Below are 26,988 nucleotides of genomic sequence, written 5' to 3'. Positions count from 1 at the left end.
GCAGCAGCCGGTCGGTGCGCAGGACGGCCTGGGTCACCGGGCGGTGACGTCCAGCTCGGTGAGCAGGCCGCGGATGCGGGCCTCGAGCTCGTCGCGGATCGGGCGCACCGCGTCCACGCCCTTGCCGGCCGGGTCGGTCAGCGCCCAGTCCAGGTACCGCTTGCCCGGGAAGACCGGGCAGGCGTCGCCGCAGCCCATGGTGATGACCACGTCGGAGGCCTCGACGGCGTCGGTGGTGAGCACCTTCGGGCGCTGGTCGGAGATGTCGATGCCGACCTCGGCCATCGCGGCGACGGCGGCGGGGTTGACCTGGTCGCCCGGGACCGAGCCGGCGGAGCGGACCTCGACGGCGTCGCCGGCCAGGTGCCGCAGCCAGCCGGCGGCCATCTGGGAGCGGCCGGCGTTGTGCACGCAGACGAACAGGACGCTGGGGGTGCTCACGGGGTGGTCCTCCTCGGGACGGTGGGGTCGTCGGGCAGCCAGCGGCGGCCTGCCCACAGCGAGACGTACACGAGCGCGACGAGCGCGGGCACCTCGATGAGCGGTCCGACCACGCCGGCCAGGGCCTGCCCGGAGGTGACGCCGAAGGTGCCGATGGCCACCGCGATGGCCAGCTCGAAGTTGTTGCCGGTGGCGGTGAAGGCCAGCGTGGCGGTCTTCGCGTACCCCAGCCGCAGCCGCAGGCCGAGCACGAACGAGCCGCCGAACATCAGGACGAAGTAGGCCAGCAGCGGCAGCGCGATGCGGACGACGTCCCAGGGCGCGGACGTGATCGCGTCGCCCTGCAGCGCGAAGAGCACGACGATGGTGAACAGCAGCCCGTACAGCGCGACCGGGCCGATGCGCGGCAGGAAGCGGCTCTCGTACCAGTCGCGGCCCCGGGTGCGCTCACCGATCGTGCGGGTGGCGAACCCGGCGACCAGCGGGATGCCCAGGAAGACCAGCACGCTGAGCACGATGGCGCCGACGCTGAACTCCGCCGAGGTGGTCGGCAGACCCAGCCAGCCGGGCAGCACCTGCAGGTAGAACCAGCCGAGCGCGGCGAAGGCCACGACCTGGAACACCGAGTTGATCGCGACCAGCACCGCGGCGGCCTCGCGGTCACCGCAGGACAGGTCGTTCCAGATCAGCACCATGGCGATGCAGCGGGCCAGACCGACGATGACCAGGCCGGTGCGGTACTCGGGCAGGTCGGGCAGCAGCAGCCAGGCCAGGGCGAACATCAGCGCCGGGCCGATGAGCCAGTTGAGCGCCAGCGAGGCGCCGAGCAGCCGGCGGTCGCCGGTGACCCGGTCCAGCTCGGAATACCGGACCTTCGCCAGCACCGGGTACATCATCAGCAGCAGGCCGAGCGCGATCGGCAGGCTGACCTCGCCCACCCGGACGGCGTCCAGCGCGTCGTCCAGGCCGGGCACTGCCCGGCCGAGCAGCAGCCCGGCGGCCATCGCGGTGAGGATCCAGACCGGCAGGAAGCGGTCGAGGCGGGAGAGCCGGGCCAGGACCGGCGCATCGGGGGCCGGGCTGGCGAGGTCGCCGACGACGTCGCTCACGCGGGCTTCCCGGCGCGCACGATCGCGCCGTGCATGCCGTCGGCGACCGGGTGGGTGAGCACGACCTCCGGGTCGGCGAAGCCGGCGGCCAGCAGCCCGGCGGTGTACTCGCCGATCGACAGCGCCCCGGCGATGCAACCGACGTGGCTGCCGCGCGCGGCCCGCTCGGCCGGGGTCAGCGCGTCGTCGGCGACGACGTCGGAGATGCCGAACCGCCCGCCGGGTGCCAGCACCCGGAAGGCCTCGGCGAGGACCGCGGCCTTGTCGGTGGACAGGTTGACCACGCAGTTGCTGATCACCACGTCGACGCTGGCGTCGGCGAAGGGCAGCGCCTCGATCTGCCCGCGGCGGAACTCGACGTTGGTGGCGCCGGCCCGCTCGGCGTTCCGCCGGGCGAGCGCCAGCATCTCCTCGGTCATGTCCACCCCGTAGGCGAAGCCGGTCGGCCCGACCCGCCGCGCGGACAGCAGGACGTCGATGCCCCCGCCGGAGCCCAGGTCGAGCACCCGCTCCCCCGGCCGCAGGTCGGCGACCACCATCGGGTTGCCGCAGCCCAGGCTCGCCGCGACCGCCTCGGCCGGCAGCCCCGCGGTCTCGCCGTCGGCGTACAGCCCGGCGCCGAAGCGCTCGTCGACCTCGACCGGCTGCGGACCGCAGCACCCGGCGTCGGTCACCTGCCGGGCGGCCGCGGCGTACCGCTCGCGCACCTGCTCACGGAGCTCGCTCATCGTCCCCTCCTCCATCGACGTCCGTCGATGCCTCGTCGGAGGCAACTGTGACCCAACAGATCGACGGATGTCAATGTCTGCGGCACGATGGGCGTCATGACCACCGTCGCCTGCTGCTCGCCCCTGCAGGGCGCCCCCCTGTCGGCCGAGGACGCCCAGGCGCTGGCCCGCACGGTGAAGGCGCTGGCCGACCCGACCCGGCTGCGGCTGGTGTCGCTGGTCGCCGCACACGGCGGCGAGGCCTGCGTCTGCGACCTGACCGAGCCGGTCGGCCTGTCGCAGCCGACGGTCTCCCACCACCTCAAGGTGCTGGTCGACGCCGGGCTGATGACCCGCGACAAGCGCGGGGTGTGGGCCTACTACGCCCTGGTGCCCGGCGCACTGGCCGACCTGGCCCGGGTGCTGTCGACCCCCTGACTCACGCCGAGGCCCCTGCCTCGGCGGGCGCCGGCACCGGCGGGCGCACCCGCCGCCGGGACACCGCCACCCCCACCAGGCAGACGGCGCCACCGACGAAGGCCAGGCCCGGGGGCACCTCGTCCAGCAGCGCCCAGCCCAGCAGCACGACGATCGGCGGGACCAGGTAGGTGGTGACCGCCAGCCGCCCGGCGTCCATCCGGCCCAGCGCGTAGGCCCAGGTGCTGAACGCCAGCGCCGTCGGCACCGCGCCCAGGTAGACCATGCCCAGCACCGACGACGCCGGGGCGGCCCCCAGGTCGGCGACCAGGGCACCGGCCCAGGGCAGGCAGCACACCGCGCCGATGGCGCAGGCGGTGAAGGTGACCTGCAGCGCCGGCAGCCGGCGCAGCAGCGGCTTCTGCGACACGACGCCGATGGCGTAGGTGAGTGCGGCGACCAGGCACAGGACGACGCCCAGCAGGTCGGCGCCCGCCTCACGGGTGGCGAAGCCGATGAGCAGGACGCCACAGAAGGCGACCGCCAGCCCGATGACCAGCCAGCGCGGGAACCCCTCACCGAGCAGCAGGCCGGCGAACACCGCGATGAGCACCGGGCCGATGTTGACCAGCATCGCGGTGGTGCCGGCGTCCAGGTGCTGCTCGGCGGCGTTGAGCGCGACGTTGTAGACGCCGAACCAGCCCACGCCGCAGACCACCAGCAGCCGCCACTCCCCCGCCGTGGGCCGCACCCAGCCGCGCGGGGCGAGCAGCAGACCGAGCACGAGCGTGCCGACGGCCAGCCGGCCCAGCGCGAGCGCGCCGGGCGAGAGGTCCTCGCCGACCGCGCGGATGCCGATGAAGGCCGACGCCCAGGCGAGCACGGTCACCGAGACCGCGAGCAGGACCAGGGGCGAGCGTGGGGTGGCGGGCACGTCGCCGACCCTAGGTGGCGCCGGCGACGTCCTCCGGCGGCTTCCGGCCACGGCACCCGGGACTGGCCGTCCCGGAGCGATGAGTGGCAGGAGCGGTGCGGTCGGGTCAGTGCGCGGGTGCGGCCAGCAGGTCGCGCACGGTGCGCGGCTCCCGGCCCAGCAGCTCGCCGAGCAGCGGGTCGACGCCGGCGAAGAAGCCCTGCTCGGCGGCGGAGTACATGCCGAGCATGAAGCGGGCGACGAACTCCGGCGTGCCGCCGGCCACCTGGCCGGCGAGCCACTCCCCGGGGTCGACCAGCACCCGCTCGACCGGCCGCCCGGCCACCTCCGCGGCGGTCGCGGCGACGTCGGCGAAGGTGGGCGCCGCGGTCGCGGTGAGGGTCACCGGCCCGTCGTACCCGCCGTCGGAGAGCAGGACGAGCGCAGCGGCCTCGGCCTGGTCCTCCCGCGAGGTCCAGGACACCGGGCCGTCGGCGGGGACCTCGATCCGGCCGGTCTCCCGCCACGCCCCGGTCATGAAGAGCAGGCTGTGCGCGTAGAAGCCGTTGCGCAGCGACGTCCACGCGAGGCCCGAGTCGGCCAGCTTCTGCTCGGTGGCGGCGTGGTCGCGCCCGGGGCCGAACGGCGTCGCGGGCGCGGCCCCCTGGTGGCTGGTGTACAGGACCCGGCCGACGCCCGCCGCGACCGCCGCCTCGATCGCGGTGCGGTGCAGGGCCACCGCGTCGGCGGCCGGGTCGCTGGAGGACACCAGCAGCAGCTGGTCGGCCCCGGCGAAGGCGGCCGGCAGGGACGCCGGGTCGGCGTAGTCGCCGTGGCGCACCTCGACCCCCCGGTCGGCGAACCGCCGGGCCGCCGCGACGTCGCGGGCGACGACCACGAGCTGGTCGGCGGGCAGGCGTTGGAGCAGGTGGTCGACGGTCGCGCCGTTGAGGGCGCCGGTCGCTCCGGTGACGGTGATCATGAGGGGCTCCTGAGGTCGTATCGCTGGAAACGGTGAAGCGCTTCCAGTGATATCACACTGATATCTGCAGTGCGATAACGTTGATACGTGAGCGAGACCGACCGGGGCGACCTACGCACCCGCATCGTCGACGGCGCCGCCCAGCTGCTGCGCGAGCACGGCCCGGCCGCGGTGACCACCCGTGGCGTGGCCGAGGCGGCCGGCGTGCAACCGCCGGCGATCTACCGCCTGTTCGGCGACAAGGACGGCCTGCTCGACGCCGTGGCCGAGCACGTGATGACCACCTACGTCACCGCCAAGGCCGCCCAGGTCGAGGCCGCGAGCGCCGACGACGTCGACCCGGTCGCGGACCTGCGCGCCGGGTGGGACCGGCAGATCGACTTCGGCGTCACCAACCCGACGCTGTTCCGACTGCTCAGCGACCCCGACCGGGTGCGCCCCTCCCCCGCCGCGCAGCAGGGCCGGGAGGTGCTCGCGGCCCGGATCCGACGGGTGGCCGCGACCGGCCGGCTGCGGGTGAGCGAGCAGCGCGCCGTCGCGGTGTTCCAGGCAGCCGGGATCGGCGCCATCCACGTGCTGCTGGCCACCCCGCCCGACCGGCGCGATCCCGGGCTCGCCGACAGCATGTTCGAGGCGGTCCTGCGCGAGGTGCTCACCGACGCACCGGCCACCGCCGACGCCGGGCCGATGGCCGCGACCGTCGCCTTCCGCGCGGTGGCGCCACAGCTCGACGTGCTGACCCCGGGCGAGCAGCACCTGCTGGGCGAGCTGCTCGACCGCGCCGTCGAGGCGCTCGCCGCCGGGCAGCCGTAGCCCCCCGTCCGGCCGGTCCCACGCGCCAGGATGGGCCCATGCGCGAGTCCCTGCACCTGGCCGTCGCGATCGACCGGCCCGCCCGCGAGGTCTACGACTACGTCCGCGACCCCGCCCACCTGCCCGCATGGGCCGCCGGGCTGGCCGGGGGCATCGCCGAGGTGGACGGCGAGTGGGTCGCGGACTCACCGATGGGGCGGGTCGTCGTCCGCTTCGCCGAGCGCAACCCCTTCGGTGTCCTCGACCACGACGTGACGCTGCCCGACGGCACCGCGGTCACCAACCCGCTGCGCGTGCTGCCCGACGGCGAGGGCTGCGAGGTCGTGTTCACCCTGCGCCGGGCACCGGGCACGGCCGACGAGGACTTCGCCGCCGACGCCGCGGCGGTCACCGCCGACCTCGCCACCCTCAAGCGGGTGGTCGAGGCCGGGCGGTGAGGCCCGGAGCTGCCGGCCCCACTGCGGGGCCGGACGTCACACCAGCGACTCGAGCCCGTCGTCCAGGACGGCGGCGGCGACGCTCTCCACCGGCGGGCGGTGCGGCTGGTCCAGCCCGCGGATCCGCGCGGCGTGCAGCGCGAGGAGCAGGTTCAGCCGCAGCGTCGGGTCGGTGGTGAAGGGCCCCAGCAGCCGCTCGAGCTTGCCGATCCGGTAGCGCATCGTGTTGTAGTGGAAGTGCAGCCGGCGCGCGGACTCCGCGACGTTGAGGTTGGTCTCCAGCAGCACCCGCAGGGTGTCGCGCAGGTCGACCGAGTCCGGGTCGGTGGAGTCGGCCAGCGGGCCGAGCACCTCGTCGACGTAGGACCGCAGCTCGGAGCTGTCGGGGATGAGCGAGAGCAACCGGAAGACGCCCAGCTGGTCGAAGTGGGTGACCGCGTGCCCGCCGTGGATCTCCTGGCCGACGACCAGCGCGCGCTGGGCCTGCTGGTAGGCGTCGCCCAGCACCTGCAGCGACTCGGCGGGGCGGCCGATCCCGGTGCCCAGCAGCCGGCCGACCCGGCGCAGCCGCGCGTTGACCCGGGCGGTCACCGCGGCGACCAGGCCCGACAGCTCCTCGGGGGTGCGCCCGTCCAGGGGCAGCACGGTGACGATCTCGGTCGCCAGGCCCGCGACCGCGGCACCGGCGACCTCGCTGTCGACCGCGGACCGCCAGCCGTCGGCCAGCCGGTCGAGCACGTCGAGCGCCCGGGTGGGGTCGGCGCCGGCGTCGGCGACGGTCTCGGTGGCGGTCACCAGGACCACGACCGGGCCGTCGAGCCGCCAGCCGAAGGAGCGCGCGTAGGCCAGTGCCCGTTCGGTGTGGGCGAACGAGCCACCGACCAGCCGGCGCACCATGTCGCCCTGGAAGCGCAGCTCGACCGAGTGCACGGCCTGCATCCGGATCTCCGACAGCGCGGCGATGACCGCGGCCTGCTCGAGCACCGCACCGGCGCCGAGCAGCATCGGCCCGTGCCGGTTGACCGCGACCAGCCAGCCGTGCCGCTGCTCGCCGGCCATGACCGGGGCGACGGCGTACTCGCCCACCCCGCCGGGGAGCTCGTGGTGGCCGGGCACGAGCAGGATGCCGTCGGCCGGTGACAGGTCGGCGTCGGCGAGGACGTCGGCGGGGGTGACCACGCTCTGGTCGGCGCGGTTGCCCGACAGCCGGCGGGACGGCGTGAGGTCGGCGAACGCGTCGTCGGCGGCGGCGTCGAGCAGCCACAGCCAGTCGCGGATCTCGGCGACCTCCTCCGGCGGGCCGGCGCTGGTGGCGACCTCGCGGTCGGGCCCGAGCCCGAGCACCGCGGCACCCGCCAGGAAGGTCGACACCTGGGTGGTCACCTCGGCCAGCCCACCGCCGGACAGCGCCACGTCGATGAACTGGTTGTGCATCCGGTTGGCGAGGCTGAGCGCCTGGGTCTGCTTGTCGATGATCGCGCCGAGCACCTCGGCCACGACCTCGTCCAGCCGGGTGGACGACGGCAGCGCCAGCACCGGGAAGCCACGGCGGTCGGCCTCGGCCAGCACCTCGGCAGGCACCTCCCCGGCGGCGTTGCCCTGCCCGCCCTCGGAGCGGAAGGCGAGCGCCCCGCTGCCGGCGCGGTGCAACCGCTCGATGACCGCGCGGCTCTGCGCCGGGTCACGGGACCCGAGCCGCCCGGCGAGCACCACCAGGACGTCGGGCCCGGCGCTGCCGAGCGGGTCGTGCGGCTCCTCGACGACGACGTGCCGCACGATGCGCCGGGTGCCGGTGGCGCCGCCGACGACGATCGTGCCGGTCAGGCCGGGCAGGTCGAGCAGCTGGTCGACGGTGAGCCCCATGCTGTCCTGCAGGGCGGTGCGGTCGGCCGGGGGCAACTGCGAGAGCACCGGTTCCACCGAGGGTGGGACCGTGCTGAACGTGGCCGAGCGGTCACTATGTGCAGCGTATGTCACGGACGTCTCACGTTCAGTCACTGTACGTACCCCCAAAACGCCGTGTCACGTAGAACCAGGCGAGATTCTGTCAGACGTCTCTGGACGCGAGAACCAACGCTTGGCGAGAATCGCCATACAGGCCCGGGGGACGCGCCACATACGTTCGTCCCCCGACCTGTGTCCCGATCGGATGGTAGGCGGCTCCGTGCAACCAGGGGCCGGCGCCGCCGCCCGGGTGAGCAGTTGGGACGGCAGTCGGCACATCGACCGCTGCCGGCGACCGCACGGGGGTGGAGGTCAGATGCGCACGATCGACGAGAGCACCGGCGGGCAGGGTGACGCCGTGACCAGCGAGGTCACGACCGGGACCGGCCCGCACCGCACAGTGGCACCACGGTCGGCCGCGAACCGGCCCACCGCGGCACGCAGCACCGCGCCGTCCGAGCCACAGCGTTCCGCGCCGGCTCCGCGGTCCGGCCGTCCGGGGCGGGCCGCCCGCGCCGGGATGCCGACGCTCCACCTGTCCGGGGCCATGCCGTCCGGCGCCCGCCCGTCGGTGCCGGCCCAGGCCAGCACCGGGGTGGCCGAGCTGCTCCGCGGCCCGCTGCGCCAGGGCACGGTCCTGCTGTCGGCGCCCACCGCGCTGTACGTCAGCGTCCCGACGCCGTCCGGGCCCGAGGTGGTCGGCGTGCTGACCTCCGACGCCGCGCGGCTGCCCCTGGGGCTGGTGCTGTTCCGCCCGTCCAACGGCCACCCGTTGGTGTCGGCGCCCAGCGGGGCACCGGCCCAGGTCGGCGGCGGCCGGCTGGTCGTCGGCGACCTGACGGTGAGCGCGGCGGCGTGGTGGGACCCGCGGCCCAAGCTGCCCACCGCCCGGCCGGCGCTGCTGCCCGAGGGGGTCCGTGAGCTGCGGTCCGCCCTCTACGGCGAGGGCGTCCCGCACAGCGCGTTCGTCCTGCCCGGCCTGGCCGGCGGGCCGAGCGGCCCGCTCGCCGCGCTGCGCGGTGCGGTCCGCCGCGCCGACCTCGACGCCGCCCTGCGCACCGCGACCCGGCTGGTCGGCGAGGGCCCCGGCCTGACCCCGGTCGGCGACGACGTGCTGGCCGGCACCACCGCCGGGCTGGTGCTGCTGGGCCACCCGGCCGCGGAGCGCTTCGGCAGCGGGGTCACCGGCCTCGCCGCCGGCCGCACCACCGAGCTGTCCCGGGCGCTGCTGCGGCACGCGGCGGCCGGCCGGGTCACCGGCGAGTACGCCGCCGTGCTGCGGGCGATGGTCGGCGACGGCCCGCTGGTCCCGGCGATCCGGGCGCTGCTGGCCAGCGGCGCGACCAGCGGCCGCGCGCTGGCCCTGGGGCTGTGCACCGCGATCGACCTGGTCGAGCGCACCAGCCGTCCCCGCTGAGCGGTCCCGGTCCGGCCGGCGTCAGCCGGTCGGACCGGGCAGCAGCGCAGCGAGGCGGTCCCACTGGGCGATCCGGCAGCCGTCGGTGCGGGAGAGCTGCAGGTCCACCGGCTCCCCCGCCCACCGGCCGGTGACGTGCGCGGTCTGCGGGCCGCCGAACAGCTGGGTGCACATGGTGTCGGCCGACAGCTCGGCGAACGGGTCCGGCTGGCCCGCCAGCTGGGCGCAGGCGGCGGCCGGGTCGGGGAGGTCGCCGGCGGGCTGCCCGGCGCAGGAGAGCCGGTAGGTCTGCGCGGCCTCGCCCTGCTCGGGCACCAGCTCGACGACCAGCTCGCCGTCGGCCGGGCCGCTCGACGCGGCCGCCGTGCTCGACGCCGGCGCGCCGGTACTGCCGGTGGCGGAACCGCCGCCGTCCCCGCCGCACGCGGTGAGGACGGCGAAGGGCAGCAACAGGACCGGCACGGCGATGCGGCGCATCCCCCCAGCATGCCGCCTCCACGGGCACGCCCGGCCGAGGACACGGCCCGCGCTGCGGCGTCCGTGCCCGTGTCGACAGCCCGCGGGGACGACGTCCCGCCTCGGCGCGACCGGCCGCCGCGCCGGACCGCCCGGACTCAGATCCGGGAGGCGGCGATGCTGGTGACCAGGATGGCGCGGGCGCCGAGCTCCCAGAGCTCGTCCATGACCCGGTTGGTGTCGTCCTTGCCGACCATCGCCCGCACCGCCGACCAGCCCTCGGTGTGCAGCGGGCTGACCGTCGGGCCCTCGAGCCCGGGGGTGATGGCGGTGGCCCGGGCGAGCAGCTCGTTGGGGCAGTCGTAGTCGAGCATCACGTAGCGCCGGGCGACCAGGACGCCCTGCAGCCGGCGGCGCAACTGGGCGACGGCCGGGATCTCCTCGGCGCCCTCGCGGCGCACCAGCACCGCCTCGCTGGCCAGCACCGGCTCGCCGATGATCCGCAGCCCGGCCGCGCGCAGCGTCGTCCCGGTCTCGACCACGTCGCACACGGCGTCGGCGACGCCGAGGCGGCAGGCGGTCTCGACCGCGCCGTCGAGCTTGACGACGTCGGCCTTCATGCCGGTCGAGTCGAGGAAGCGCTGCAGCAGGCCGGGGTAGGCGGTGGCGATCCGCCTGCCCTCGAGCTTGGCGACCTCGTCGACCGTGGACTCCGCGGGGCTGGCGAAGCGGAAGGAGGACCGCCCGAAGCCCAGCGCCATGACCTCGGCCGCGACCGCCCCGGCGCCGTCGGTCGGGGTGGTCTCCAGCAGCATGTCGCGGCCGGTGATCCCGACGTCCAGCGTGCCGGCGGCGACGTAGATCGCGATGTCCCGCGGCCGCAGGTAGAAGAACTCGGTGTCGTTCTCCGGGTCGTACACCGCGAGGTCCTTGAGGCTGCGCCGCTGCCGGTAGCCGCTCTCGGCGAGCATCGCCTGGGCGGGTTCGCTCAGGACGCCCTTGTTCGGGACGGCGACGCGCAGCACAGCAAGCTCCTTCAACGGGCGGTTCGGGCGGCCCCCTTGCAGGGCCCCGCCACGAGCCTGCGAGTGGTGGGGGGCAAGGGGGTCCTCACGTTCAGAGGTGAGCGTAGACGTCGGCCAGGGACAGGCCCCGGGCCAGCATCAGCACCTGCACCCGGTAGAGGAGCTGGCTGATCTCCTCCGCGGTGCGCTGCTCGTCCTCGAACTCGGCGGCCATCCAGGACTCGGCCGCCTCCTCGACGACCTTCTTGCCGGCCGCGTGCACGCCGTCGGCGACGGCGGTGACGGTGCCGGAGGCGGGGTCACCGGCGGCGACCTTGTCGCTCAGCTCGGCGAAGAGCTCGTCGAAGGTCTTCACGCCGGGGTCACCCCGAAGCCGGTGCCCTGCTTGGGCGTGCGCAGCTCGCGCAGGACCAGCGCGGTCTGCAGGGCGGCTGCGGCGGCCTCCCAGCCCTTGTCCTCACCGGAGTCGTCCATGCCGGCGCGGTCGCGGGCCTGGCGCTCGCCCTCGGTGGTGAGCACGCCGTTGCCGACGGGCTTGCCGGAGTCCAGCGCCACCCGGGTCAGGCCGGCGGTGAAGGAGTCGCAGACGTACTCGAAGTGCGGCGTCCCACCGCGCACGACGACGCCGAGGGCGACGACGGCGTCGTGGGTGGCGGCCAGCGCCTGGGCGACCACCGGCAGCTCGAGCGCGCCGGGCACCCGGACGACGGTCGGCGAGGGGATGCCGGAGGCCTCGGCGCAGGCGACCGCGCGGGCCAGCAGGGAGTCGGCGATCTCGCTGTGCCAGGTCCCGGCGACGATCCCCAGGGTCAGCCCTGCGGCGTCGATCGGCTGCTGGCCCGGTGCTCCGGCCCCGCTCATGGGTGCTCCTCGGTGTTCGTGGGGAAGGACGCTGCAGTGTGCCCGGTACCGACGGCGGCGCTCACAGCGGCTGCTCCTCGTTGCGCCGCACGGGCACCGCGAGCTCGTCGGCGAGGTCGGGGCCCTCCGGCTCGATGATCTCGAGCAGGTGGCCCATCCGGTCGCGCTTGGTGCGCAGGTAGCCGATGTTGTCGGCCGTGACGTGGGTGGGCAGCGCGACCCGGCCGGTGATCTTCAGGCCGTAGCCCTCGAGCCCGGCGCGCTTGGTCGGGTTGTTGGTGAGCAGCCGCATGGTGCGGATGCCCAGGTCGACCAGGATCTGTGCTCCGGTGCCGTAGTCGCGGGCGTCGGCGGGCAGGCCCAGACCCAGGTTGGCGTCGATGGTGTCGGCGCCGGAGTCCTGCAGCTGGTAGGCCTGCAGCTTGTGCAGCAGGCCGATGCCCCGGCCCTCGTGCCCGCGGATGTACAGGACGACGCCGCGGCCTTCCTGGGCCACCGCGGTCAGCGCGGCGTCCAGCTGGGGGCCGCAGTCGCAGCGCAGCGAGCCGAAGACGTCGCCGGTGAGGCACTCGGAGTGCACCCGCACCAGGACGTCCTCGCCGTCGGCGATGTCGCCGTAGACGAAGGCCACGTGCTCCCGCTCGTCGTAGGAGCTGCGGTAGCCGACCGCGGTGAACTCGCCGGCGCGCAGCGGCACCCGGGCCTCGGCGACCCGCTCGACCAGCTTGTCGAAGCGCTTGCGGTAGGCGATGAGGTCGGCGATAGCGACCATCACCAGGTCGTGGGCGTCGGCGAATTGGCGCAGCTCCGCGCCGCGGGCCATGCCGGTGGGGTCCTGCTCGCTGACGACCTCGCACAGCGCGCCGGCCGGGCGGAGCCCGGCGAGCACGGCCAGGTCGACGGCGGCCTCGGTGTGGCCGGGGCGCCGCAGCACCCCGCCGTCCCGGGCGCGCAGCGGGACGACGTGGCCGGGGCGGGCCAGGTCGCCGGAGGTGGTCTCGGCCGAGGCCAGGGTGCGGATCGTGTGCGCCCGGTCGACGGCGGAGATGCCGGTGGTCACGCCCTCGCGGGCGTCGACGGTGACCGTGTAGGCGGTGCCGCGCCGGTCCTGGTTGACCCGGAACATCGGGGGCAGGTCGAGCCGGTCGGCGTCGGCCTCGGTGACGGCCACGCAGATGTAGCCCGAGGTGTAGCGGACCGTGAAGGCGACGACCTCGGGGGTGGCCAGCTCGGCGGCGAAGATGAGGTCGCCCTCGTTCTCCCGGTCCTCGTCGTCGATGACGACGACGGGGCGGCCGCCCTTGATCGCGGCGATGGCGTCCTCGATGGTGTCCAGCCGCAGCTCGCTCATCGACGTGCCCCCAGCAGCCGCTCGACGTACTTGGCGATGACGTCCACCTCCAGGTTGACCGGGCTGCCCGGGGTGCGGGCGCCCAGCGTGGTCTCGCGCAGGGTGGTCGGGATGAGGCTGACCTCGAACCACGGCTCGGGCTCGTCGGCCAGTGCGCTGACGGTGAGCGAGACGCCGTCGACGGTGATGGAGCCCTTCTCCACGACGTAGCGGGCCAGCTCGGCCGGGACGGCGATGCGCACGACCTCCCACTGGTCGCCGGGCGTGCGGGAGACGACGGTGCCGACGCCGTCGACGTGGCCCTGCACGATGTGCCCGCCGAGGCGGGTCTCGGCGGTGACGGCGCGCTCGAGGTTGACCGCGTCGCCGACGCCGGTGGCGCCCAGGCTCGAGCGGCGCAGCGTCTCGGCCATCACGTCGGTGCGCCACACGGAGCTGCCGTCGGCGCCGGGCTCGACGCCGGTCACGGTCAGGCACACGCCGTTGACCGAGATCGAGTCGCCCAGGGCGACGCCCTCGAGGGTCTTGCGCGCGCGGATGCGCAGCACGGCGCTGTCCGCGCCGTCCTCGCGCACCTCCAGGGTGCCGAGCTCCTCCACGATGCCGGTGAACACGTCAGCTCCCTCCGCCGGTCGTCTGCCCACCAGTGTGCCGGGTGGGACGCAACCGGATCTGCACGTCCCCGCCCAGGCGGGTGACGTCGGTGATCGCCAGGTGCAGCGCATCGGTGATCGTGGCGATTCCCAGGCCGCCCACCATGGGTGCACCGTCACCCAGGAGCAGCGGCGCCTGGTGCAGCACGACCTCGTCGACCAGGCCCGCGGCGAGGAGGGACGCCGCCAGCGTGGGGCCGCCCTCCAGCAGCAGCCGGCGCACGCCGCGGTCGAACAGCTCGGCCAGCAGCGCGGTGGGGTCGGCGACCCGGCTGACGTGGGTGGCGGCCGCGTCGTCGTGCACCCGGGCGGTGGCCGGCACCCGGCCGCGGCGGTCGAGCACCACCCGCAGTGGCTGCCGGGCGGCGTTGCGCCCCTCGGCGTCCCGGACGGTCAGCTGCGGGTCGTCGGCCAGCACGGTGCCCGACCCGACCAGGACGGCGTCGCAGGTGGCGCGCAGCCGGTGCACCTCGGCGCGGGCCTGCGGACCGGTGATCCACCGGCTGGTGGAGTCGGCGGCGGCGACGCGGCCGTCGAGGGTGGTGGCGACCTTCCAGACGACCTGCGGGCGGTGCTCGCGCACGCCGGTGAGCCAGCCGGCCAGCGCGCCCTCCTCCGCCGCCTGCTGCTCGGCGCCGAGCTCGACGTCGATCCCGGCGGCGCGCAGCCGCTGCGCGCCGCCGGTGGCCAGCCGGGTCGGCTCGGGGACGGCGACGACGACGCGGCGCACCCCGGCGGCGATCAGCGCGTCGGCGCACGGGCCGGTGCGGCCGGTGTGCGCGCACGGCTCCAGGGTGACCACGGCCGTGCCGCCGCGGGCGCGCCCGCCGGCCTGGGCGAGGGCGTGCACCTCGGCGTGCGGGCCGCCGACGGGCGAGGTGGCGCCCTCACCGGCGACCGCGCCGCCGGCGTCGAGCACGACGGCCCCCACCGGCGGGTTCGGGCTGGTGGTGCCCAGCACCCGCTCCCCCAGCTCGCGGGCGCGGGCCATGGCCGCCTGCTCGGCGGCGTTCACCGGCTGGACGCGGCCTTGGCCCGCAGCGCCCTGATCGCCGCGGCGGGGTCGTCCGCGCCGTAGACGGCGGAGCCGGCGACGAAGACGTCGGCCCCGGCGGCCGCGGCCTGCTCGATGGTGTCGGCGTTGATGCCGCCGTCGACCTCGACGAAGAGCTGCAGGTGGCCGGTGTCGACCAGCCGGCGGGCCTCCCGGACCTTGTCCATCGTCTCCGGCATGAACGACTGCCCCCCGAACCCGGGCTCCACGGTCATGACCAGCAGGGTGTCGAAGTCGGGCAGCACGTCGAGGTAGGCCTCCAACGGCGTCCCCGGCTTGATCGCCAGCCCGGCCAGCGCGCCGGCGGCCTTGAGGTCGCGGGCGACGGCGCGGGGGTCGGTGCACGCCTCGGCGTGCACCGTGACGTTGCGGGCACCGGCCTCGGCGTACCCGGGGGCCCACCGCTCGGGGTCGGTGATCATCAGGTGGCAGTCCAGCGGCACCGGGCTGACCGCCTGGATCGCCTGGACGACCGGCAGCCCCAGGGTCAGGTTCGGGACGAAGTGGGCGTCCATGACGTCGACGTGCACCCAGTCGGCGTCGGTGATCCGCTGCACCTCGTCGGCGAGCCGGGCGAAGTCGGCGGACAGCAGGCTGGGCGCGATCATCGGTTCCTGGGCCACGCGGTGATCGTAGGGGCGGGCCCCGGTCGACCCCGTGGACCCGGGCCGGGCCGTCAGCCGGCCGCGGTCACCTCGGCCTCGCCGCGCAGCAGGCAGAACTCGTTGCCCTCCGGGTCGGCGAGCACGAACCAGCCGCCGCCGTCGGGACGCCGCCGGTCCTCGACCAGGACCGCGCCCAGCTCCAGCAGCCGCAGCAGCTCCTCGTCGCGGGTGCCCGAGGCCGGCCGCAGGTCCAGGTGCAGCCGGTTCTTGACCGTCTTCGCGTCGGGCACCTCGATGAACAGCAGCCGCTGGTGCCCGTCGGGCGAGAGAACCAGGCACTCCTCGTGCCCGGGCTCGTTCGGGTCCTCGGGGTCCTCGCCCCAGCCGAGCACGGCGGACCAGAACAGCGACTGGGCGTGCGCGTCGCGGCTGTCGACGGTGACGTGGGAGAGCAGCGCGGTCATGCCCGGCAGCGTCCCCATCCGCCGTCCGCACGTCCAGCCGGTCCCACCTGCCAGGATCCCGGCATGCGCCTGATCGACCTGAGCCACGTCGTCGAGCACGGGATGACCACCTACCCCGGCCTGCCCACCCCCGAGATCGGCGTCCACCTGGGCTTCGAGGAGTCCGCCGGCGTGTACGCCGCGGGCACCGAGTTCCAGATCGGCCGCATCGCCATGGTGGCCAACACCGGCACCTACCTGGACACCCCCGCGCACCGGTACCGCGACGGCCACGACCTCGCGGGCCTGCCGCTGGAGCGCTGCGCCGGGCTGCCGGCCGTCGTCGTCCGGGCCGCCGGGCACGGGCACGCCCTCGACGCCGGTGTGTTCGCCGGTCTGGACGTCGCCGGCCGTGCGGTGCTCGTGCACACCGGCTGGGACGACGCCTGGGGCACCGACGCCTACCTGGACCGCGACCACCCACACCTGACCGAGGACGGCGCCCGCGCGCTGGTGGACGGCGGGGCGACGCTGGTGGGCATCGACTCGGTCAACATCGACGACACGGTGGGCACCGCCCGCCCGGCGCACAGCGTGCTGCTGGCCGCCGGCATCCCGGTCGTCGAGCACCTGACCGGGCTGGCCGCGCTGCCCGACACCGGCGCGACCTTCACCGCCGTCCCGGTCGCCGTCCGCGGGCTGGCCACCTTCCCGGTGCGCGCCTTCGCGGCCGTCGACTGAGGTCCGCGTCCTCGCGGCCTCCCGGGCCGGGAGGCCACGAGAGCGCAGCCGTCGCCGGCGGCGCCGCTCGTGTCGGCCCGGGGCACGGGGGTACCGGGGCGGCCATGGCAGCCGAGACGACAGCACCCACCCGGTACGACGGCTTCGACACGATGCCCATCGCGGGCACCTGGCGGGCCGGCCGGGCCGGGAAGACCGCGACCGACACCGACCCCTACACCGGCGAGACGCTCACCGAGATCCCGCTCGCGGACGCCGGCGACCTCGACGAGGCCTACGCGACGGCGAAGACCGCCCAGCGCGACTGGGCGGCGCGGCTGCCCAGCGAGCGGGCCGACGTGCTGCGCCGGGCCGCGCGGATCATGGAGGACCGCAAGGCCGAGATCGTCGACTGGCACATCCGCGAGAGCGGCGCCGCCGCCCCGGCCGCCGAGTTCGAGTACGCGATCACGCTGCGGGACTTCCACGAGGCGTCGTCCTACCCCTACCGGGTCGAGGGCCGGATCCTGCCCGCCGACATCGAGGGCAAGGAGAGCCGGGTCTACCGCCGTCCGGTCGGGGTGGTGGCGGTCATCAGCCCGTGGAACGTGCCGATGCACCTGTCCAACCGCTCGGTCGCCCCGGCCCTGGCGACCGGCAACGCCGTCGTCCTCAAGCCCGCCGGCGACACCCCGGTCACCGGTGGCCTGCTGCTGGCCAAGGTCTACGAGGAGGCCGGGCTGCCGCCGGGCCTGCTGTCGGTGGTGATCGGCTCCGGCAGCGACATCGGCGACGCGATGGTCTCCCACCCGACGCCGCGGGTGGTGTCCTTCACCGGCTCGACGCCGGTCGGCAAGGGCATCGCCGCGAAGGCCGGGCTGAAGAAGCTGTCGCTGGAGCTCGGCGGCAACGGGCCGCTCGTCGTCCTCGACGACGCCGACCTCGGCTACGCCGTCGACGCCGCGGTGTTCGGGAAGTTCTTCCACCAGGGCCAGGTCTGCATGATCACCAACCGGATCGTCGTCGACGACTCGGTGCACGACGAGTTCGTGGACCGCTACGTCGAGCGGGTGCGCGGGCTCAAGGCCGGCGACCCGCGGGAGTCCGACACGGTGATCGGGCCGATCATCAACGCCAAGCAGCTCGAGGGCATCCAGGACAAGGTGGCCCAGTCACTGTCCGACGGCGCGCAGCAGCTGCTCGGCGGTGATCCGACCGGGCCGATCGGGTCGGTGCTCCCGCCGCACGTGCTACTGGGCAGCAACGACGTCGCCAGCGCCCGCAACGAGATGTTCGGGCCGGTCGTGACGATCATCCGGGCCCGCGACGAGGCCGACGCGCTGGCCATCGCCAACGACACCGAGTACGGGCTGTCCAGCGCCGTCTTCACCGAGGACACCCTGCGCGGCGTCGACTTCGCGCTGCAGGTCGAGGCGGGGATGACGCACGTCAACGACTCGCCGCTCAACGACGAGAACAACACAGCGTTCGGCGGCGAGAAGGAGTCCGGGCTGGGCCGCTTCGGCGGCGACTGGGCGATCGAGGAGTTCACCACCGACCACTGGGTGAGCGTCCAGCACACCAAGCGCGCGTTCCCGTTCTGACGCCGGCGGCGGCTCTCCGCTGAGCCGGTGTGCGGTGGGTGCCCACCCCACGGCGGGAGCGGGCACCCACCGCACAGTGCTCAGCGGGTGCGGCGGAGCAGGGCCAGGAACATCGCATCGGTGCCGTGCCGGTGCGGCCACAGCTGCCCGTACTCGCCGCGCGCGAGGCCGGGCACCTCCGGGAACAGCGGCGCGACCGGCAGCACCTCGACGTCGTCGCGCCCGGCGGCGGCGTCGACGACGGCGACCGTCTCGGCGGTGTGCGGGGAGCAGGTCACGTAGGCGACCACTCCCCCGGGCCGCACCGAGGCCAGCGCGCTGTCCAGCAGTCGGGTCTGCAGCTCGGCGAGCGGCGCGACGTCCGCAGGCTCGCGGCGCCAGCGCACCTCCGGACGGCGGCGCAGCGCGCCCAGCCCGGTGCACGGGGCGTCGAGCAGCACCCGGTCGAAGGAGCCGGCCGGCCAGTCGGGCGAGGTGGCATCGGTGACCCGCACGTCGACGTCGTCCTCGCCGGCCAGCGCCCCGCGGACCAGCTCGGCCCGGTGCGCGGCGCGGTCGGCGGCCGTCAGGTGCACCCCGGCCGGGCGGACGGCGGCCAGCAGCCCGGCCTTCCCGCCGGGGCCGGCGCACATGTCCAGCCAGGCGGCGTCCGGGCCCTCGAGCGGGGCGCGGGTGAGGGCGAGCGCGGCCAGCTGGCTGCCCTCGTCCTGTACCGCGGCCGCGCCGGTGCGCACCGAGGCCACCTTGCCGGGGTCGCCCCCGGGCAGCCGGACGGCGTAGGGCGACCACGGGCCGGCCTCACCCCCGGACTCGGTGACCAGCGCGTCGCGGTCGACGTGCCGGGCCACCAGGTGCACCTCGGGGGCCACGTCGTCGGCCAGCAGCGCCGGCTCGACCTCGGCGTCGTCGGCCAGGGCGTCGCGCCAGGCCTCGACGATCCAGCGCGGGTGGTCGGTGCTCAGCGCCAGCCGGTCGGCGTCGTCGGCCGGGGCCAGCGCGGCCACCCACGCGGCGCGGTCACCGCCGGCCGCGACCTTGCGCAGCACCGCGTTGACCAGCCCGGAGGCGCCCGTGCCCACGATCGCCCGGGTGAGCGCGACGGTGGTGTCGACGGCCGCGTGCGCCGGGACCCGCAGGTCGACGATCTGGTAGGTGCCCAGCCGCAGCAGGTCGAGCACCTTGCGGTCGAGCTCGGCCAGCGGCCGGGAGACCAGCGTGGTCAGGACAGCGTCGAGCGTGCCGGTCGCGCGCAGCGTGCCGTAGGCCAGCTGGGTGGCGAAGGCGGCGTCGCGCGGCTCGAGCCGGCGCTCGCGCAGCAGCTGGGGCAGCAGCAGGTTGGCGTACGCGTCGCGGCTGGAGACGCCGTCGAGGACGTCGTAGGCGGTCAGCCGGGCACCGTCCAGCACCGGCCGGTGCCGGCGGGACTGCGGGCGCTGGTTGCCGCGGCCGGGGTCGTTGCGGCGCTTGGAGGCGGCGCGGCGCTCGGGGCCGGTCACGCGCCCCCCTGCTCGCCCAGGCGCTCGCCGGGCTCGAGCCGGGCGCCGCGCGCCCAGTCGGCCGCCGCGAGCACCTTCTTGCCGGCCGGCTGCACCTCGGTGAGCCGGACGGCGCCGCGCGCGGTGCCGACCAGCACGCCGGTGGGACCGACCGACAGCTCGCCGGCCTCCAGCGCCAGCGACGCCGTCAGCGGCTCGACCGGGGCCAGCCGCAGCCGGTTGCCGCGGAAGGTGGTCCAGGCGCCGGGGGCCGGGGTGACCCCGCGGACCCGCCGGTCGACCACGTGCGCCGGCAGCGCCCAGTCGACCCGGGCGTCCTCGGTCTGGATGCGCGGCGCCAGGCTGACGCCCTCGGCCGGCTGCGGCTCGGCGCGCAGCGAGCCGTCGGCGATCCCGTCGAGGGTGGCCACCAGCAGCCCGGCGCCGCTGACGGCCAGCCGGTCGAGCAGGTGCCCGGCGGTGTCGCGGGGGCCGATCGGCTCGGTCACCACGCCGAAGACCGGGCCGGTGTCCAGGCCGGCCTCGAGCTGGAAGGTGGCCGCGCCGGTGACCTCGTCGCCGGCCATCACCGCGTGCTGCACGGGTGCGGCCCCGCGCCAGGCGGGCAACAGCGAGAAGTGCAGGTTGACCCAGCCGTGGGCCGGGACGTCCAGGGCCGCGGGCGGCACGAGCGCGCCGTAGGCGACCACCGGCGCGCAGTCGATGCGCAGGTCGGCCAGCTGGGCGAGGAACTCCGGCTCGCGGGGCGAGCGGGGCTGCAGCACCGGGATGCCGGCGGCGTCGGCGCGCTCGCCGACCGGGGACCGGCTGGTGCGCCGGCCGCGGCCGGCCGGGGCGTCGGGCCGGGTGAGGACGGCGACGACCTCGTGCGCGGAGCCCAGCAGCGCCTCGAGGGAGACGACCGCCGGCGCCGGGGTGCCGGCGAACAGGAGCCTCAGTGGGGGCTCACTTTCACGACGGGGGCCGGCAGCGGCGAGCCGTCGGGCACGTAGGACGGGTGGCCCTGCCACTCGGCGCCGGCCAGCACCGACAGCGCGGCCTCGCGGGCCTCGGCGTCCAGGCGGTCGACGAACAGGACGCCGTCGAGGTGGTCGGTCTCGTGCTGGATCGCGCGGGCCAGCTTGTGCGAGCCCTCGACCCGGATCGGCTCGCCGTGCATGTCCCAGCCGGTGGCGGCGACGGTCAGGTAGCGGTCGCAGTCGAAGCGGTAGCCGGGGATCGACAGGCAGCCCTCGGCGTCGCGCTCGACGTCCTCGCCCACCGGGACGACGTCGGGGTTGACCAGGTGGCCGACCTCGCCGTCGACGTACCAGGTGAACACCCGCAGGCCGACGCCGATCTGGGGCGCGGCCAGGCCGGCGCCGCCGGCGGCGTGCATGGTGTCGGTCAGGTCGGCGACGAGCTGGTGCAGCTCCTTGTCGAAGTCGACGACGGGGGCGGCGGGGGTGCGCAGCACCGGGTCGCCCATGATCCGGATCGGGGTGACGCTCACCCGGCGAGTCTAGGCGGCGCTCAGGGAGCCGGGAGCACCGCGACCTCGCTACCGTGCTGAGGATGAGCCCGGTGACCGCCCACCACGCCCGTGCCGTCGTCCGCTGCGCCACCGACGGCCTGCTGCTCGGCCTGGCCGAGGCAGCCCTCGACCACCCTGCCCGCTCACGCGACCGCCGCCGGCTGTACCTGGCCGCCGCAGCCGCCGTGGCGGCCGACAGCGTCGTGCAGGAGGAGCCCTGGCTCCGCCAGCTGCTGGAGGGGACCCAGCCCGACCCGCCGGCCACCGAGGACCTGCACGTGCTGCTGCGCCAGGGGGTCGTCGCCTGCGGGTGGGGGCTGCTGGTCACCGTCGTCGACGGGCCGCTCGCCCCGGTGCTGCGCCGGCACGGCGTGCAGCGCCCGCACGCGCTGATGGGCCTCGTCGTCGGGGTCGCCACCGCGCTCAGCACGCTGCCGGGCTGGTGGCGGCAGGCCGACGAGCGGGCCGCGATCGACCAGGCCACCGCCCGGCTGGACGAGGAGCTCGCGGAGCTGCTCGACCAGCCGGCCGGCTGACCACCGGGGGTCAGTCGCTGAGCTGCACCGAGCCGCGGTCGGCCTCGACGTGCTGGGCCTGGGCGGCCAGCTGGGCCGCGCCCTCGGCGTCGTCCACGCCGACCGTGGCGGGGAACCCGCCGTCGTGGCCGGCGACGGTGCCGGTGAAGTCGACGCGGTCGCCCTGCCGCACCTGGTACGGCGACTCGCCCGCCTCACCGGCGAGCTGCACCCACACGCGCTGGGCGTCGGAGCTGCCCACCCAGAAGCCCTCGTCGGCGGGGACGGAGAGCACCTGGACGGCGGTGCCGGTGACCTGCTGGCCGGTGACCTGCCCCAGCACGGGCGCCGGGTCGGCGGGTGCGGCCGGGTCCAGGACGGCGGTGCCGTCGGCGGCCACGAGCGAGCTCGGCTGACCGGCCGCGGCACCGCCGGCCGCGCCACCCGACGGGGAGGCCGAGGCGCTCGCCGAGGCGGAGGTGCTCGCCGAGGCGGAGGTCGACGTGCTCGCGCTCGACGACGGGCCGGCGGACGAGGACGGAGCGGCCGAGGAGGCGCCGGTGGCGCTGGACGCCGCACCCGGCTGGGGGTCGTCGTCGCCGCCGCACTGGCTCAGCAGCAGCAGGAGCGCGATCAGCGCGGCGGCCAGGGCCAGCCCGAGCCACAGGCCCTTCCGGCTCTTCTTCTCCGGGCCGACGCTGGTGGCGCCGCGGGTGGTGCCGGCGGCAGGCGTACGGGGGTCGCTCATGGGTGCTCCTGACGTGAGGACGCCGCCCGGCGGAGGGCCGGGCGGCGTCGGGGCGCGGCACCCCGAGGGACGGGGCGCCGTCAGCCGTCCCCCGCTACCCGACCCGTTTACAACGTAAACCGGCCTGGTCGGCGGCTCAGGCGAGCTCCAGCGGGTCGAGCTGCACCCGCACGTGCTCCAGCGCCTTGCGTGCGCTGCGCACGCCCTGGACGTCGTGCAGGGCGCGGGCCAGCGCGACCCCCTCGCTGCGCCGGATGCGCACCAGGTACCGCTCGCGCTCGCCCTCCTGCCCCGGCCGCGGTGGCTCCGGGACCGGCCCCAGGACGTCGGCGCCCTCGGGCAGCCGCAGCGCGTCGAGGAACTCCTGGAGAGCCGCCGGGGACGCCGACAGCGAGGCCATCCGGGTCACCGGCGGGAACCCCAGCTCGCGGCGGTCGGCGAGTTCGCGGGTGGCCAGCCCGGCCGGGTCCCAGCGCACCAGCGCCTGCACGACCGGGTGGGCGGCGTCGGCGGAGACCACGACCCGGCCACCGGCCCGCACGAGCGCCGCGGCGTTCATCCAGCGCCGCATCGTCTCCTCCCCCGCCCGCAGGTCGGCCCGACCCAGCAGCGCCCAGGAGTCCAGCAGCAGCGCGGCGCCGTAGCCGCCCGCGGCGACCGGCTCGGCGCCCGGGGTGGCCACGACGATCGCCGGGTCACCCGAGACCGTCGCCAGCACCCCGGAGCTGCGGCCGGAGACCCGCACCGCGGCCCCGGGGAACGCCCGGCCCAGCTCCTCGGCCGTGCGGGAGGCGCCGATGACGGCGGCGCGCAGCTTGGTGCCGTGGCAGTGCGGGCAGTCGAACGTCGCCGCCGGCCGCGCGCACCAGCGGCAGGCCGCGATCCGCACACCGCCCTGCCCGGGTTGCGGGGCGATGCCCAGTGGCCCGGCGCAGTGCGCGCAGCGGGCCGGGGCCCGGCAGCGGTCGCAGACCAGCGAGGGCACGTAGCCCGACCGCGGCACCTGGATGAGCACCGGCGCACCGGCCTGCAGCGCCCTGCGTGCCACGTCGAACCCGAGGGTGGGCAGCCGGGCCGAGCGGGCCGCGGGGTCGCGGGCCAGCTCGAAGTCGCTGCCCAGCGCCTCGACCCGCGGGGCGGTCGTGCGCAGCGTGGCGCGGTCGGCGACCAGCTCGTGCGCCCAGCCGGACTCGACCAGCAGCGCGGCCTCGGCGGTACGCGCGGTGGCGGCGACCACGGCAGCACAGGAAGCCAGGTGGGCGCGGTGCACCAGCACGTCGCGGGCGTGCGGGTAGGGCGCGCGGGGCTCGGCGTGCAGGTCGTCGCCGTCGTCCCAGATGACCACCAGGCCCAGGTCACGCACCGGGGCGAAGACCGCCCCGCGGGTGCCCAGCACCACCTGCGCCGTCCCGCGGGAGGCGGCGAGGAACCGGCCGTAGCGGGTGTCGGGCGAGGAGTCGGCGCGCAGCACGGCGACCGACCCCGCCGGCAGCAGCCGCTCGGTCGCGGCGGCGAGCCGGTCGAGGTCCTTGCCGTCGGGGACGACGACGAGCGCGCCCCGCCCACCGGACAGCGCCGCCTGGCACAGCTCGGCGAGCCGGGTGGGCCAGTCCTCCCCCGGCAGCGCGGTCCACACCGCCCGGGCCGCGTGCCCCTGGGCGACGGCCTCCAGCAGCAGGGGCCCGGTCGGGTAGCGGGCGAACCCGGCCGGGTCCGGCGCCGGTGGGGGCGGCGGCGGGTCCTGGCGGGGCCGCTTCTCCGGTGCACCACGGCGCGGCGGGAGAGCCAGCCGCAGCACGTCGGTCATCGACCCGGCGTACCGGTCGGCCACCGAGCGGGTCAGCTCGGCGACCTCCGGGGTGAGCACCGGCTCGGGCGAGACGACCTTGGCCAGCGGGGCCAGCTTGCCGGTGTGGTCGGTGCTGCCGGCCAGCTCGAGCACGACGCCGTCGACGAGCTTGCCGGCGAACCGCACCCGCACCCGGCAGCCGGCCACCACATGCTCGGCCAGCTCCTCGGGCACGGCGTAGTCGAAGGGCCGGTCCAGGTGCGCCAGCGGCACATCGACGACGACCCGGGCCACCCGCACCGCGTCAGTCTCCCCGCTCACCCCGACAGTTCCTGCGGCCCCCTCGCAGGGACCCGGCCCGCGCGGAGCGTGGCGTGGGGGGCGAGGGGGTCCTCCCTCAGGCGCCCGTGGCCGCGCGGAGGGCGTCGACCCGGTCCAGCCGCTCCCAGGGCAGCTCGACGTCGGTGCGCCCGAAGTGGCCGTAGGCGGCGGTGGGGGCGTAGATCGGCCGCAGCAGGTCCAGGTCGCGGACGATCGCGCCGGGGCGCAGGTCGAACACGGAGGTGATCGCCTTCTCCAGCACCTCCTCCGGGACGGCGTTGGTGCCGAAGGTCTCCACGAACAGGCCGACCGGGTGCGCGGCGCCGATCGCGTAGGCCACCTGCACCTCGCAGCGCCGGGCGAGGCCCGCGGCGACGACGTTCTTGGCCACCCAGCGCATCGCGTAGGCGCCGGAGCGGTCGACCTTCGACGGGTCCTTGCCGGAGAAGGCGCCGCCGCCGTGCCGGGCCATGCCGCCGTAGGTGTCGACGATGATCTTGCGACCGGTCAGCCCGGCGTCGCCCATCGGGCCGCCGATGACGAACTTGCCGGTGGGGTTGACCAGCAGCCGGTGCCCGGTGGTGGGCAGGCCCAGCTCCTCGAGCGCCGGGACGACCACCAGCTCCTCGATGTCAGGGGCCAGCAGGGTGTCGATCGAGATGTCCTCGGCGTGCTGGGAGGACACGACCACGGTGTCGACGGCGACCGGGCGGTCGTCCTCGTAGACGACGGTGACCTGGGTCTTGCCGTCGGGCCGCAGGTAGGGTACCGAGCCGTCCTTGCGCACCGCGGACAGCCGGCGCGAGAGCCGGTGCGCCAGCGCGATGGGCAGCGGCATGAGCTCGGGGGTCTCGTCGGTGGCGTACCCGAACATCAGGCCCTGGTCGCCGGCACCCTGCCGCTCGATCATGTCGTCGGCCAGCGCGGCGCGGTGCTCGGCGCCGCTGAGCTCGGCCCGGCGCGCCTCGTAGGCGGTGTCGACGCCCTGGGCGATGTCCGGGGACTGCGCGCCGATGGACACGCTGACACCGCACGAGGCGCCGTCGAAGCCCTTGCGGGAGGAGTCGTAGCCGATCCGCAGGATCGTCGCGCGCACGATGTCGGCGATGTCGACGTAGCCGGAGGTGGTCACCTCACCGGCGATGTGCACCTGCCCGGTGGTGATCATCGTCTCGACGGCCACCCGGCTGCGCGGGTCCTGGTCCAGCATCGCGTCCAGGATCGCGTCGCTGATCTGGTCGGCGATCTTGTCCGGGTGCCCCTCGGTCACCGACTCGGACGTGAAGAGACGGCGTGGCACTGGGTTCTCCCTGCAGTCGGCTGACGACCACGAGGATCGTGGTCGGGCGGCCCCCCGGCGGTGGTCGGGAGCCTGGCGGTGCGAGGGTACCGGCGGGCGCCGACCGGAGTCGTCGGCGGCAGTCGCCTCAGCCGCGCGGAGGCAGCCCCGCCACCACCCGGTCCCAGATCGCGGCGGCCACGACGTCCTTGCCCGCGGCCGGGACGGCGGTCGCCGTGCCGGCGGCGTCGAGCAGGGTGACCTCGTTGTCGGGGCGGCCGAAGACCCGCCCGGCGGAGACGTCGTTGACCACGAGCAGGTCGACGCCCTTGCGGGCGAGCTTGGCGCGGGCGTGGGCCAGCACGTCGCCCTCGTCGTCCCCTGTCTCGGCGGCGAAGCCGACCACCCGCTGACCGGCCGGGCGGGCGGCGACGAGCTCGACCAGGACGTCGGGGTTGCGCACCAGCTCCAGCGACGACGGTTCGGCGGCGCCGCCCTTCTTCAGCTTGCTGGCCGCGATGCTGACCGGCCGGAAGTCCGCGACCGCGGCGGCCATGACCACGACATCGGCGCCGGCGGCCTCGGCGTGCACCGCCGTGCGCAGCTCCTCGGTCGACTCCACCGCGACGACGCGGACGCCGAAGGGCGCCGGGGCCTCGACGTTGGCCGCGACCAGGACGACGTCGGCGCCGCGGGCGGCGGCGACCCGGGCCAGCGCCCAGCCCTGCCGACCCGAGGAGCGGTTGCCCAGGAACCGGACCGGGTCCAGCGCCTCCCGGGTGCCCCCGGCGCTGATGACGACGCGGCGGCCGGTGAGGTCCTGGGCCAGCGCGGCGGGGCCGGCGGCGAGCACCAGCCCGGCGAGCGCGGCCACGTCGGCGGGCTCGGGCAGCCGCCCGGGCCCGGAGTCCGGTCCGGTGAGCCGGCCGACGGCCGGGGGCAGCACGATCGACCCGCGCCGGCGCAGGGTGGCGACGTTGTCCTGGGTGGCCGGGTGCAGCCACATCTCGGTGTGCATGGCCGGCACGAACACCACCGGGCAGTGCGCGGTGAGCAGCGTGGCGGTGAGCAGGTCGTCGGCCCGGCCGGCGGCGGCGCGGGCGAGCACGTCGGCGGTGGCCGGGTTGACCAGCACCAGGTCCGCGGTCTGCCCGATGCGCACGTGGGCGACCTCGGGGACGTCGTCCCAGACCTCCGTGGACACCGGGTTGCCGCTCAGCGCCTCGAAGGTCGCCGCGCCCACGAAGCGCAGCGCCGAGGCGGTGGGGACGACGCGTACGTCGTGACCGTGCTCGGTCAGGGCGCGCAACAGCAGGGCGGACTTGTACGCGGCCACGCCGCCACCGACGCCCAGCACGATCCTGCTCATGCGCCC

The 26,988-nt window shown here is 75.8% G+C and carries 29 protein-coding genes; 7 read left to right on the top strand and 22 right to left on the bottom strand.

Going from position 1 to position 26,988, the window contains the following annotated elements:
• Positions 1 to 33: 33 nt before the first annotated feature.
• Genes ACGBYP_RS04880 through arsM form a run of 3 tightly spaced genes read right to left on the bottom strand, consistent with a single transcriptional unit; the run spans position 34 to position 2,278 of the window.
• A complete protein-coding gene (locus ACGBYP_RS04880; RefSeq protein WP_411582133.1) occupies positions 34 to 441 on the bottom strand; it encodes an arsenate reductase ArsC in 408 nt (135 codons plus the stop codon).
• Complete coding sequence (gene arsB / locus ACGBYP_RS04875) at positions 438 to 1,550, bottom strand: ACR3 family arsenite efflux transporter (protein ID WP_411582132.1); 1,113 nt, start codon at positions 1,548 to 1,550, stop codon at positions 438 to 440. The genes ACGBYP_RS04880 and arsB overlap by 4 nt, the downstream gene beginning before the upstream one ends.
• Entirely contained in the window at positions 1,547 to 2,278 is a 732-nt protein-coding gene (gene arsM, locus ACGBYP_RS04870; protein ID WP_411582131.1) for an arsenite methyltransferase, read from the bottom strand. The genes arsB and arsM overlap by 4 nt, the downstream gene beginning before the upstream one ends.
• A 96-nt stretch (positions 2,279 to 2,374) precedes the next feature.
• Here arsM and ACGBYP_RS04865 point away from each other — a divergent pair, with 96 nt between their 5' ends.
• Entirely contained in the window at positions 2,375 to 2,695 is a 321-nt protein-coding gene (locus ACGBYP_RS04865) for an ArsR/SmtB family transcription factor (RefSeq protein ID WP_411582130.1), read from the top strand.
• 1 nt (position 2,696) lies between these two features.
• Here the strand turns inward: ACGBYP_RS04865 and ACGBYP_RS04860 are convergent, their stop codons facing one another.
• Positions 2,697 to 3,608, bottom strand: coding sequence for a DMT family transporter (locus ACGBYP_RS04860; RefSeq protein ID WP_411582129.1), 912 nt, complete (start codon positions 3,606 to 3,608; stop codon positions 2,697 to 2,699).
• Between the two features lie 106 nt (positions 3,609 to 3,714).
• Entirely contained in the window at positions 3,715 to 4,569 is an 855-nt protein-coding gene (locus tag ACGBYP_RS04855; RefSeq protein WP_411582128.1) for an NAD(P)H-binding protein, read from the bottom strand.
• A gap of 87 nt (positions 4,570 to 4,656) precedes the next feature.
• Between ACGBYP_RS04855 and ACGBYP_RS04850 the strand changes: the two genes are divergently transcribed.
• Together ACGBYP_RS04850 and ACGBYP_RS04845 are read left to right on the top strand one after the other, a co-directional pair.
• Positions 4,657 to 5,382: a TetR/AcrR family transcriptional regulator gene (locus ACGBYP_RS04850; RefSeq protein WP_411582127.1), complete on the top strand. Its 726-nt coding sequence runs from the start codon at positions 4,657 to 4,659 to the stop codon at positions 5,380 to 5,382.
• A gap of 38 nt (positions 5,383 to 5,420) precedes the next feature.
• Positions 5,421 to 5,819 carry an SRPBCC family protein gene (locus ACGBYP_RS04845; RefSeq protein ID WP_411582126.1) on the top strand — a complete coding sequence of 133 codons (399 nt, stop codon included), beginning with the start codon at positions 5,421 to 5,423 and terminating at the stop codon, positions 5,817 to 5,819.
• A gap of 36 nt (positions 5,820 to 5,855) precedes the next feature.
• On the opposite strand, the gene ACGBYP_RS04840 is transcribed toward ACGBYP_RS04845, so the two are convergent.
• Complete coding sequence (locus ACGBYP_RS04840) at positions 5,856 to 7,739, bottom strand: PucR family transcriptional regulator (RefSeq protein ID WP_411582125.1); 1,884 nt, start codon at positions 7,737 to 7,739, stop codon at positions 5,856 to 5,858.
• Between the two features lie 544 nt (positions 7,740 to 8,283).
• On the opposite strand from ACGBYP_RS04840, the gene ACGBYP_RS04835 reads away from it, so the two are divergent.
• On the top strand, positions 8,284 to 9,180 hold the full coding sequence (locus ACGBYP_RS04835) for a DUF2877 domain-containing protein (RefSeq protein WP_411582124.1): 897 nt from the start codon (positions 8,284 to 8,286) through the stop codon (positions 9,178 to 9,180).
• 21 nt (positions 9,181 to 9,201) lie between these two features.
• On the opposite strand, the gene ACGBYP_RS04830 is transcribed toward ACGBYP_RS04835, so the two are convergent.
• From ACGBYP_RS04830 to ACGBYP_RS04790, 9 genes are all read right to left on the bottom strand, one after another.
• A complete protein-coding gene (locus ACGBYP_RS04830; protein ID WP_411582123.1) occupies positions 9,202 to 9,657 on the bottom strand; it encodes an SSI family serine proteinase inhibitor in 456 nt (151 codons plus the stop codon).
• A gap of 137 nt (positions 9,658 to 9,794) precedes the next feature.
• On the bottom strand, positions 9,795 to 10,661 hold the full coding sequence (hisG, locus tag ACGBYP_RS04825) for an ATP phosphoribosyltransferase (RefSeq protein WP_411582122.1): 867 nt from the start codon (positions 10,659 to 10,661) through the stop codon (positions 9,795 to 9,797).
• A 91-nt stretch (positions 10,662 to 10,752) separates the two neighbouring features.
• Positions 10,753 to 11,016: a phosphoribosyl-ATP diphosphatase gene (locus tag ACGBYP_RS04820; RefSeq protein WP_411582121.1), complete on the bottom strand. Its 264-nt coding sequence runs from the start codon at positions 11,014 to 11,016 to the stop codon at positions 10,753 to 10,755.
• On the bottom strand, positions 11,013 to 11,522 hold the full coding sequence (gene ribH / locus ACGBYP_RS04815; protein WP_411582120.1) for a 6,7-dimethyl-8-ribityllumazine synthase: 510 nt from the start codon (positions 11,520 to 11,522) through the stop codon (positions 11,013 to 11,015). Before ribH ends, ACGBYP_RS04820 begins: the two co-directional genes overlap by 4 nt.
• Before the next feature lie 61 nt (positions 11,523 to 11,583).
• Positions 11,584 to 12,873, bottom strand: coding sequence for a bifunctional 3,4-dihydroxy-2-butanone-4-phosphate synthase/GTP cyclohydrolase II (locus ACGBYP_RS04810; RefSeq protein ID WP_411582119.1), 1,290 nt, complete (start codon positions 12,871 to 12,873; stop codon positions 11,584 to 11,586).
• Positions 12,870 to 13,487 (bottom strand): riboflavin synthase, encoded by a 618-nt coding sequence (locus ACGBYP_RS04805; RefSeq protein ID WP_411582118.1) that lies wholly within the window; start codon positions 13,485 to 13,487, stop codon positions 12,870 to 12,872. The genes ACGBYP_RS04810 and ACGBYP_RS04805 overlap by 4 nt, the downstream gene beginning before the upstream one ends.
• A 1-nt stretch (position 13,488) precedes the next feature.
• On the bottom strand, positions 13,489 to 14,541 hold the full coding sequence (ribD, locus tag ACGBYP_RS04800) for a bifunctional diaminohydroxyphosphoribosylaminopyrimidine deaminase/5-amino-6-(5-phosphoribosylamino)uracil reductase RibD (protein WP_411582117.1): 1,053 nt from the start codon (positions 14,539 to 14,541) through the stop codon (positions 13,489 to 13,491).
• Entirely contained in the window at positions 14,538 to 15,203 is a 666-nt protein-coding gene (gene rpe, locus ACGBYP_RS04795; RefSeq protein WP_411582116.1) for a ribulose-phosphate 3-epimerase, read from the bottom strand. Before rpe ends, ribD begins: the two co-directional genes overlap by 4 nt.
• 53 nt (positions 15,204 to 15,256) lie before the next feature.
• Positions 15,257 to 15,649 (bottom strand): VOC family protein, encoded by a 393-nt coding sequence (locus ACGBYP_RS04790; protein ID WP_411582115.1) that lies wholly within the window; start codon positions 15,647 to 15,649, stop codon positions 15,257 to 15,259.
• 63 nt (positions 15,650 to 15,712) lie between these two features.
• On the opposite strand from ACGBYP_RS04790, the gene ACGBYP_RS04785 reads away from it, so the two are divergent.
• Positions 15,713 to 16,369 carry a cyclase family protein gene (locus ACGBYP_RS04785; RefSeq protein ID WP_411582114.1) on the top strand — a complete coding sequence of 219 codons (657 nt, stop codon included), beginning with the start codon at positions 15,713 to 15,715 and terminating at the stop codon, positions 16,367 to 16,369.
• Between the two features lie 104 nt (positions 16,370 to 16,473).
• Positions 16,474 to 17,952: an aldehyde dehydrogenase family protein gene (locus ACGBYP_RS04780; RefSeq protein ID WP_411582113.1), complete on the top strand. Its 1,479-nt coding sequence runs from the start codon at positions 16,474 to 16,476 to the stop codon at positions 17,950 to 17,952.
• Between the two features lie 80 nt (positions 17,953 to 18,032).
• On the opposite strand, the gene ACGBYP_RS04775 is transcribed toward ACGBYP_RS04780, so the two are convergent.
• From ACGBYP_RS04775 to def, 3 genes are read right to left on the bottom strand one after another with little or no spacing between them, the layout of a single operon-like run.
• A complete protein-coding gene (locus tag ACGBYP_RS04775; protein ID WP_411582112.1) occupies positions 18,033 to 19,448 on the bottom strand; it encodes an RsmB/NOP family class I SAM-dependent RNA methyltransferase in 1,416 nt (471 codons plus the stop codon).
• Positions 19,445 to 20,458 carry a methionyl-tRNA formyltransferase gene (gene fmt / locus ACGBYP_RS04770; RefSeq protein ID WP_411582111.1) on the bottom strand — a complete coding sequence of 338 codons (1,014 nt, stop codon included), beginning with the start codon at positions 20,456 to 20,458 and terminating at the stop codon, positions 19,445 to 19,447. The genes ACGBYP_RS04775 and fmt overlap by 4 nt, the downstream gene beginning before the upstream one ends.
• Positions 20,383 to 20,940 (bottom strand): peptide deformylase, encoded by a 558-nt coding sequence (gene def / locus ACGBYP_RS04765; protein WP_411582110.1) that lies wholly within the window; start codon positions 20,938 to 20,940, stop codon positions 20,383 to 20,385. Before def ends, fmt begins: the two co-directional genes overlap by 76 nt.
• 62 nt (positions 20,941 to 21,002) lie before the next feature.
• Here def and ACGBYP_RS04760 point away from each other — a divergent pair, with 62 nt between their 5' ends.
• Entirely contained in the window at positions 21,003 to 21,497 is a 495-nt protein-coding gene (locus ACGBYP_RS04760; RefSeq protein ID WP_411582109.1) for a hypothetical protein, read from the top strand.
• 10 nt (positions 21,498 to 21,507) lie between these two features.
• On the opposite strand, the gene ACGBYP_RS04755 is transcribed toward ACGBYP_RS04760, so the two are convergent.
• The 4 genes from ACGBYP_RS04755 to coaBC all read right to left on the bottom strand — a co-directional run bounded on the left by ACGBYP_RS04755 (position 21,508) and on the right by coaBC (position 26,982).
• Positions 21,508 to 22,224 (bottom strand): hypothetical protein, encoded by a 717-nt coding sequence (locus ACGBYP_RS04755; protein WP_411582108.1) that lies wholly within the window; start codon positions 22,222 to 22,224, stop codon positions 21,508 to 21,510.
• A 136-nt stretch (positions 22,225 to 22,360) separates the two neighbouring features.
• The gene (locus ACGBYP_RS04750; protein WP_411582107.1) at positions 22,361 to 24,334 is read right to left on the bottom strand and encodes a primosomal protein N'; all 1,974 of its coding nucleotides are present in this window, start codon (positions 24,332 to 24,334) and stop codon (positions 22,361 to 22,363) included.
• Positions 24,335 to 24,410: 76 nt separating this feature from the next.
• On the bottom strand, positions 24,411 to 25,634 hold the full coding sequence (metK, locus tag ACGBYP_RS04745; RefSeq protein ID WP_411582106.1) for a methionine adenosyltransferase: 1,224 nt from the start codon (positions 25,632 to 25,634) through the stop codon (positions 24,411 to 24,413).
• A gap of 127 nt (positions 25,635 to 25,761) precedes the next feature.
• Complete coding sequence (coaBC, locus tag ACGBYP_RS04740; protein ID WP_411582105.1) at positions 25,762 to 26,982, bottom strand: bifunctional phosphopantothenoylcysteine decarboxylase/phosphopantothenate--cysteine ligase CoaBC; 1,221 nt, start codon at positions 26,980 to 26,982, stop codon at positions 25,762 to 25,764.
• Positions 26,983 to 26,988: the final 6 nt, after the last annotated feature.

This window comes from Modestobacter sp. SSW1-42 (assembly GCF_046635825.1).
In the GTDB taxonomy this organism is placed as follows: Bacteria; Actinomycetota; Actinomycetes; order Mycobacteriales; family Geodermatophilaceae; genus Modestobacter.
This window is presented reverse-complemented; position numbering and strand designations above follow the sequence as displayed.

Bases quoted from the DNA above. Each gene is read 5' to 3' on its own strand.
- arsM (WP_411582131.1), bottom strand. From the start codon at position 2,278: ATGAGCGAGCTCCGTGAGCAGGTGCGCGAGCGGTACGCCGCGGCCGCC.
- ACGBYP_RS04865 (WP_411582130.1), top strand. From the start codon at position 2,375: ATGACCACCGTCGCCTGCTGCTCGCCCCTGCAGGGCGCCCCCCTGTCG.
- ACGBYP_RS04855 (WP_411582128.1), bottom strand. From the start codon at position 4,569: ATGATCACCGTCACCGGAGCGACCGGCGCCCTCAACGGCGCGACCGTC.
- ACGBYP_RS04845 (WP_411582126.1), top strand. From the start codon at position 5,421: ATGCGCGAGTCCCTGCACCTGGCCGTCGCGATCGACCGGCCCGCCCGC.
- ACGBYP_RS04835 (WP_411582124.1), top strand. From the start codon at position 8,284: ATGCCGACGCTCCACCTGTCCGGGGCCATGCCGTCCGGCGCCCGCCCG.
- ACGBYP_RS04830 (WP_411582123.1), bottom strand. From the start codon at position 9,657: ATGCGCCGCATCGCCGTGCCGGTCCTGTTGCTGCCCTTCGCCGTCCTC.
- ribH (WP_411582120.1), bottom strand. From the start codon at position 11,522: ATGAGCGGGGCCGGAGCACCGGGCCAGCAGCCGATCGACGCCGCAGGG.
- ACGBYP_RS04810 (WP_411582119.1), bottom strand. From the start codon at position 12,873: ATGAGCGAGCTGCGGCTGGACACCATCGAGGACGCCATCGCCGCGATC.
- ACGBYP_RS04790 (WP_411582115.1), bottom strand. From the start codon at position 15,649: ATGACCGCGCTGCTCTCCCACGTCACCGTCGACAGCCGCGACGCGCAC.
- ACGBYP_RS04785 (WP_411582114.1), top strand. From the start codon at position 15,713: ATGCGCCTGATCGACCTGAGCCACGTCGTCGAGCACGGGATGACCACC.
- ACGBYP_RS04780 (WP_411582113.1), top strand. From the start codon at position 16,474: ATGGCAGCCGAGACGACAGCACCCACCCGGTACGACGGCTTCGACACG.
- ACGBYP_RS04760 (WP_411582109.1), top strand. From the start codon at position 21,003: ATGAGCCCGGTGACCGCCCACCACGCCCGTGCCGTCGTCCGCTGCGCC.
- ACGBYP_RS04755 (WP_411582108.1), bottom strand. From the start codon at position 22,224: ATGAGCGACCCCCGTACGCCTGCCGCCGGCACCACCCGCGGCGCCACC.
- coaBC (WP_411582105.1), bottom strand. From the start codon at position 26,982: ATGAGCAGGATCGTGCTGGGCGTCGGTGGCGGCGTGGCCGCGTACAAG.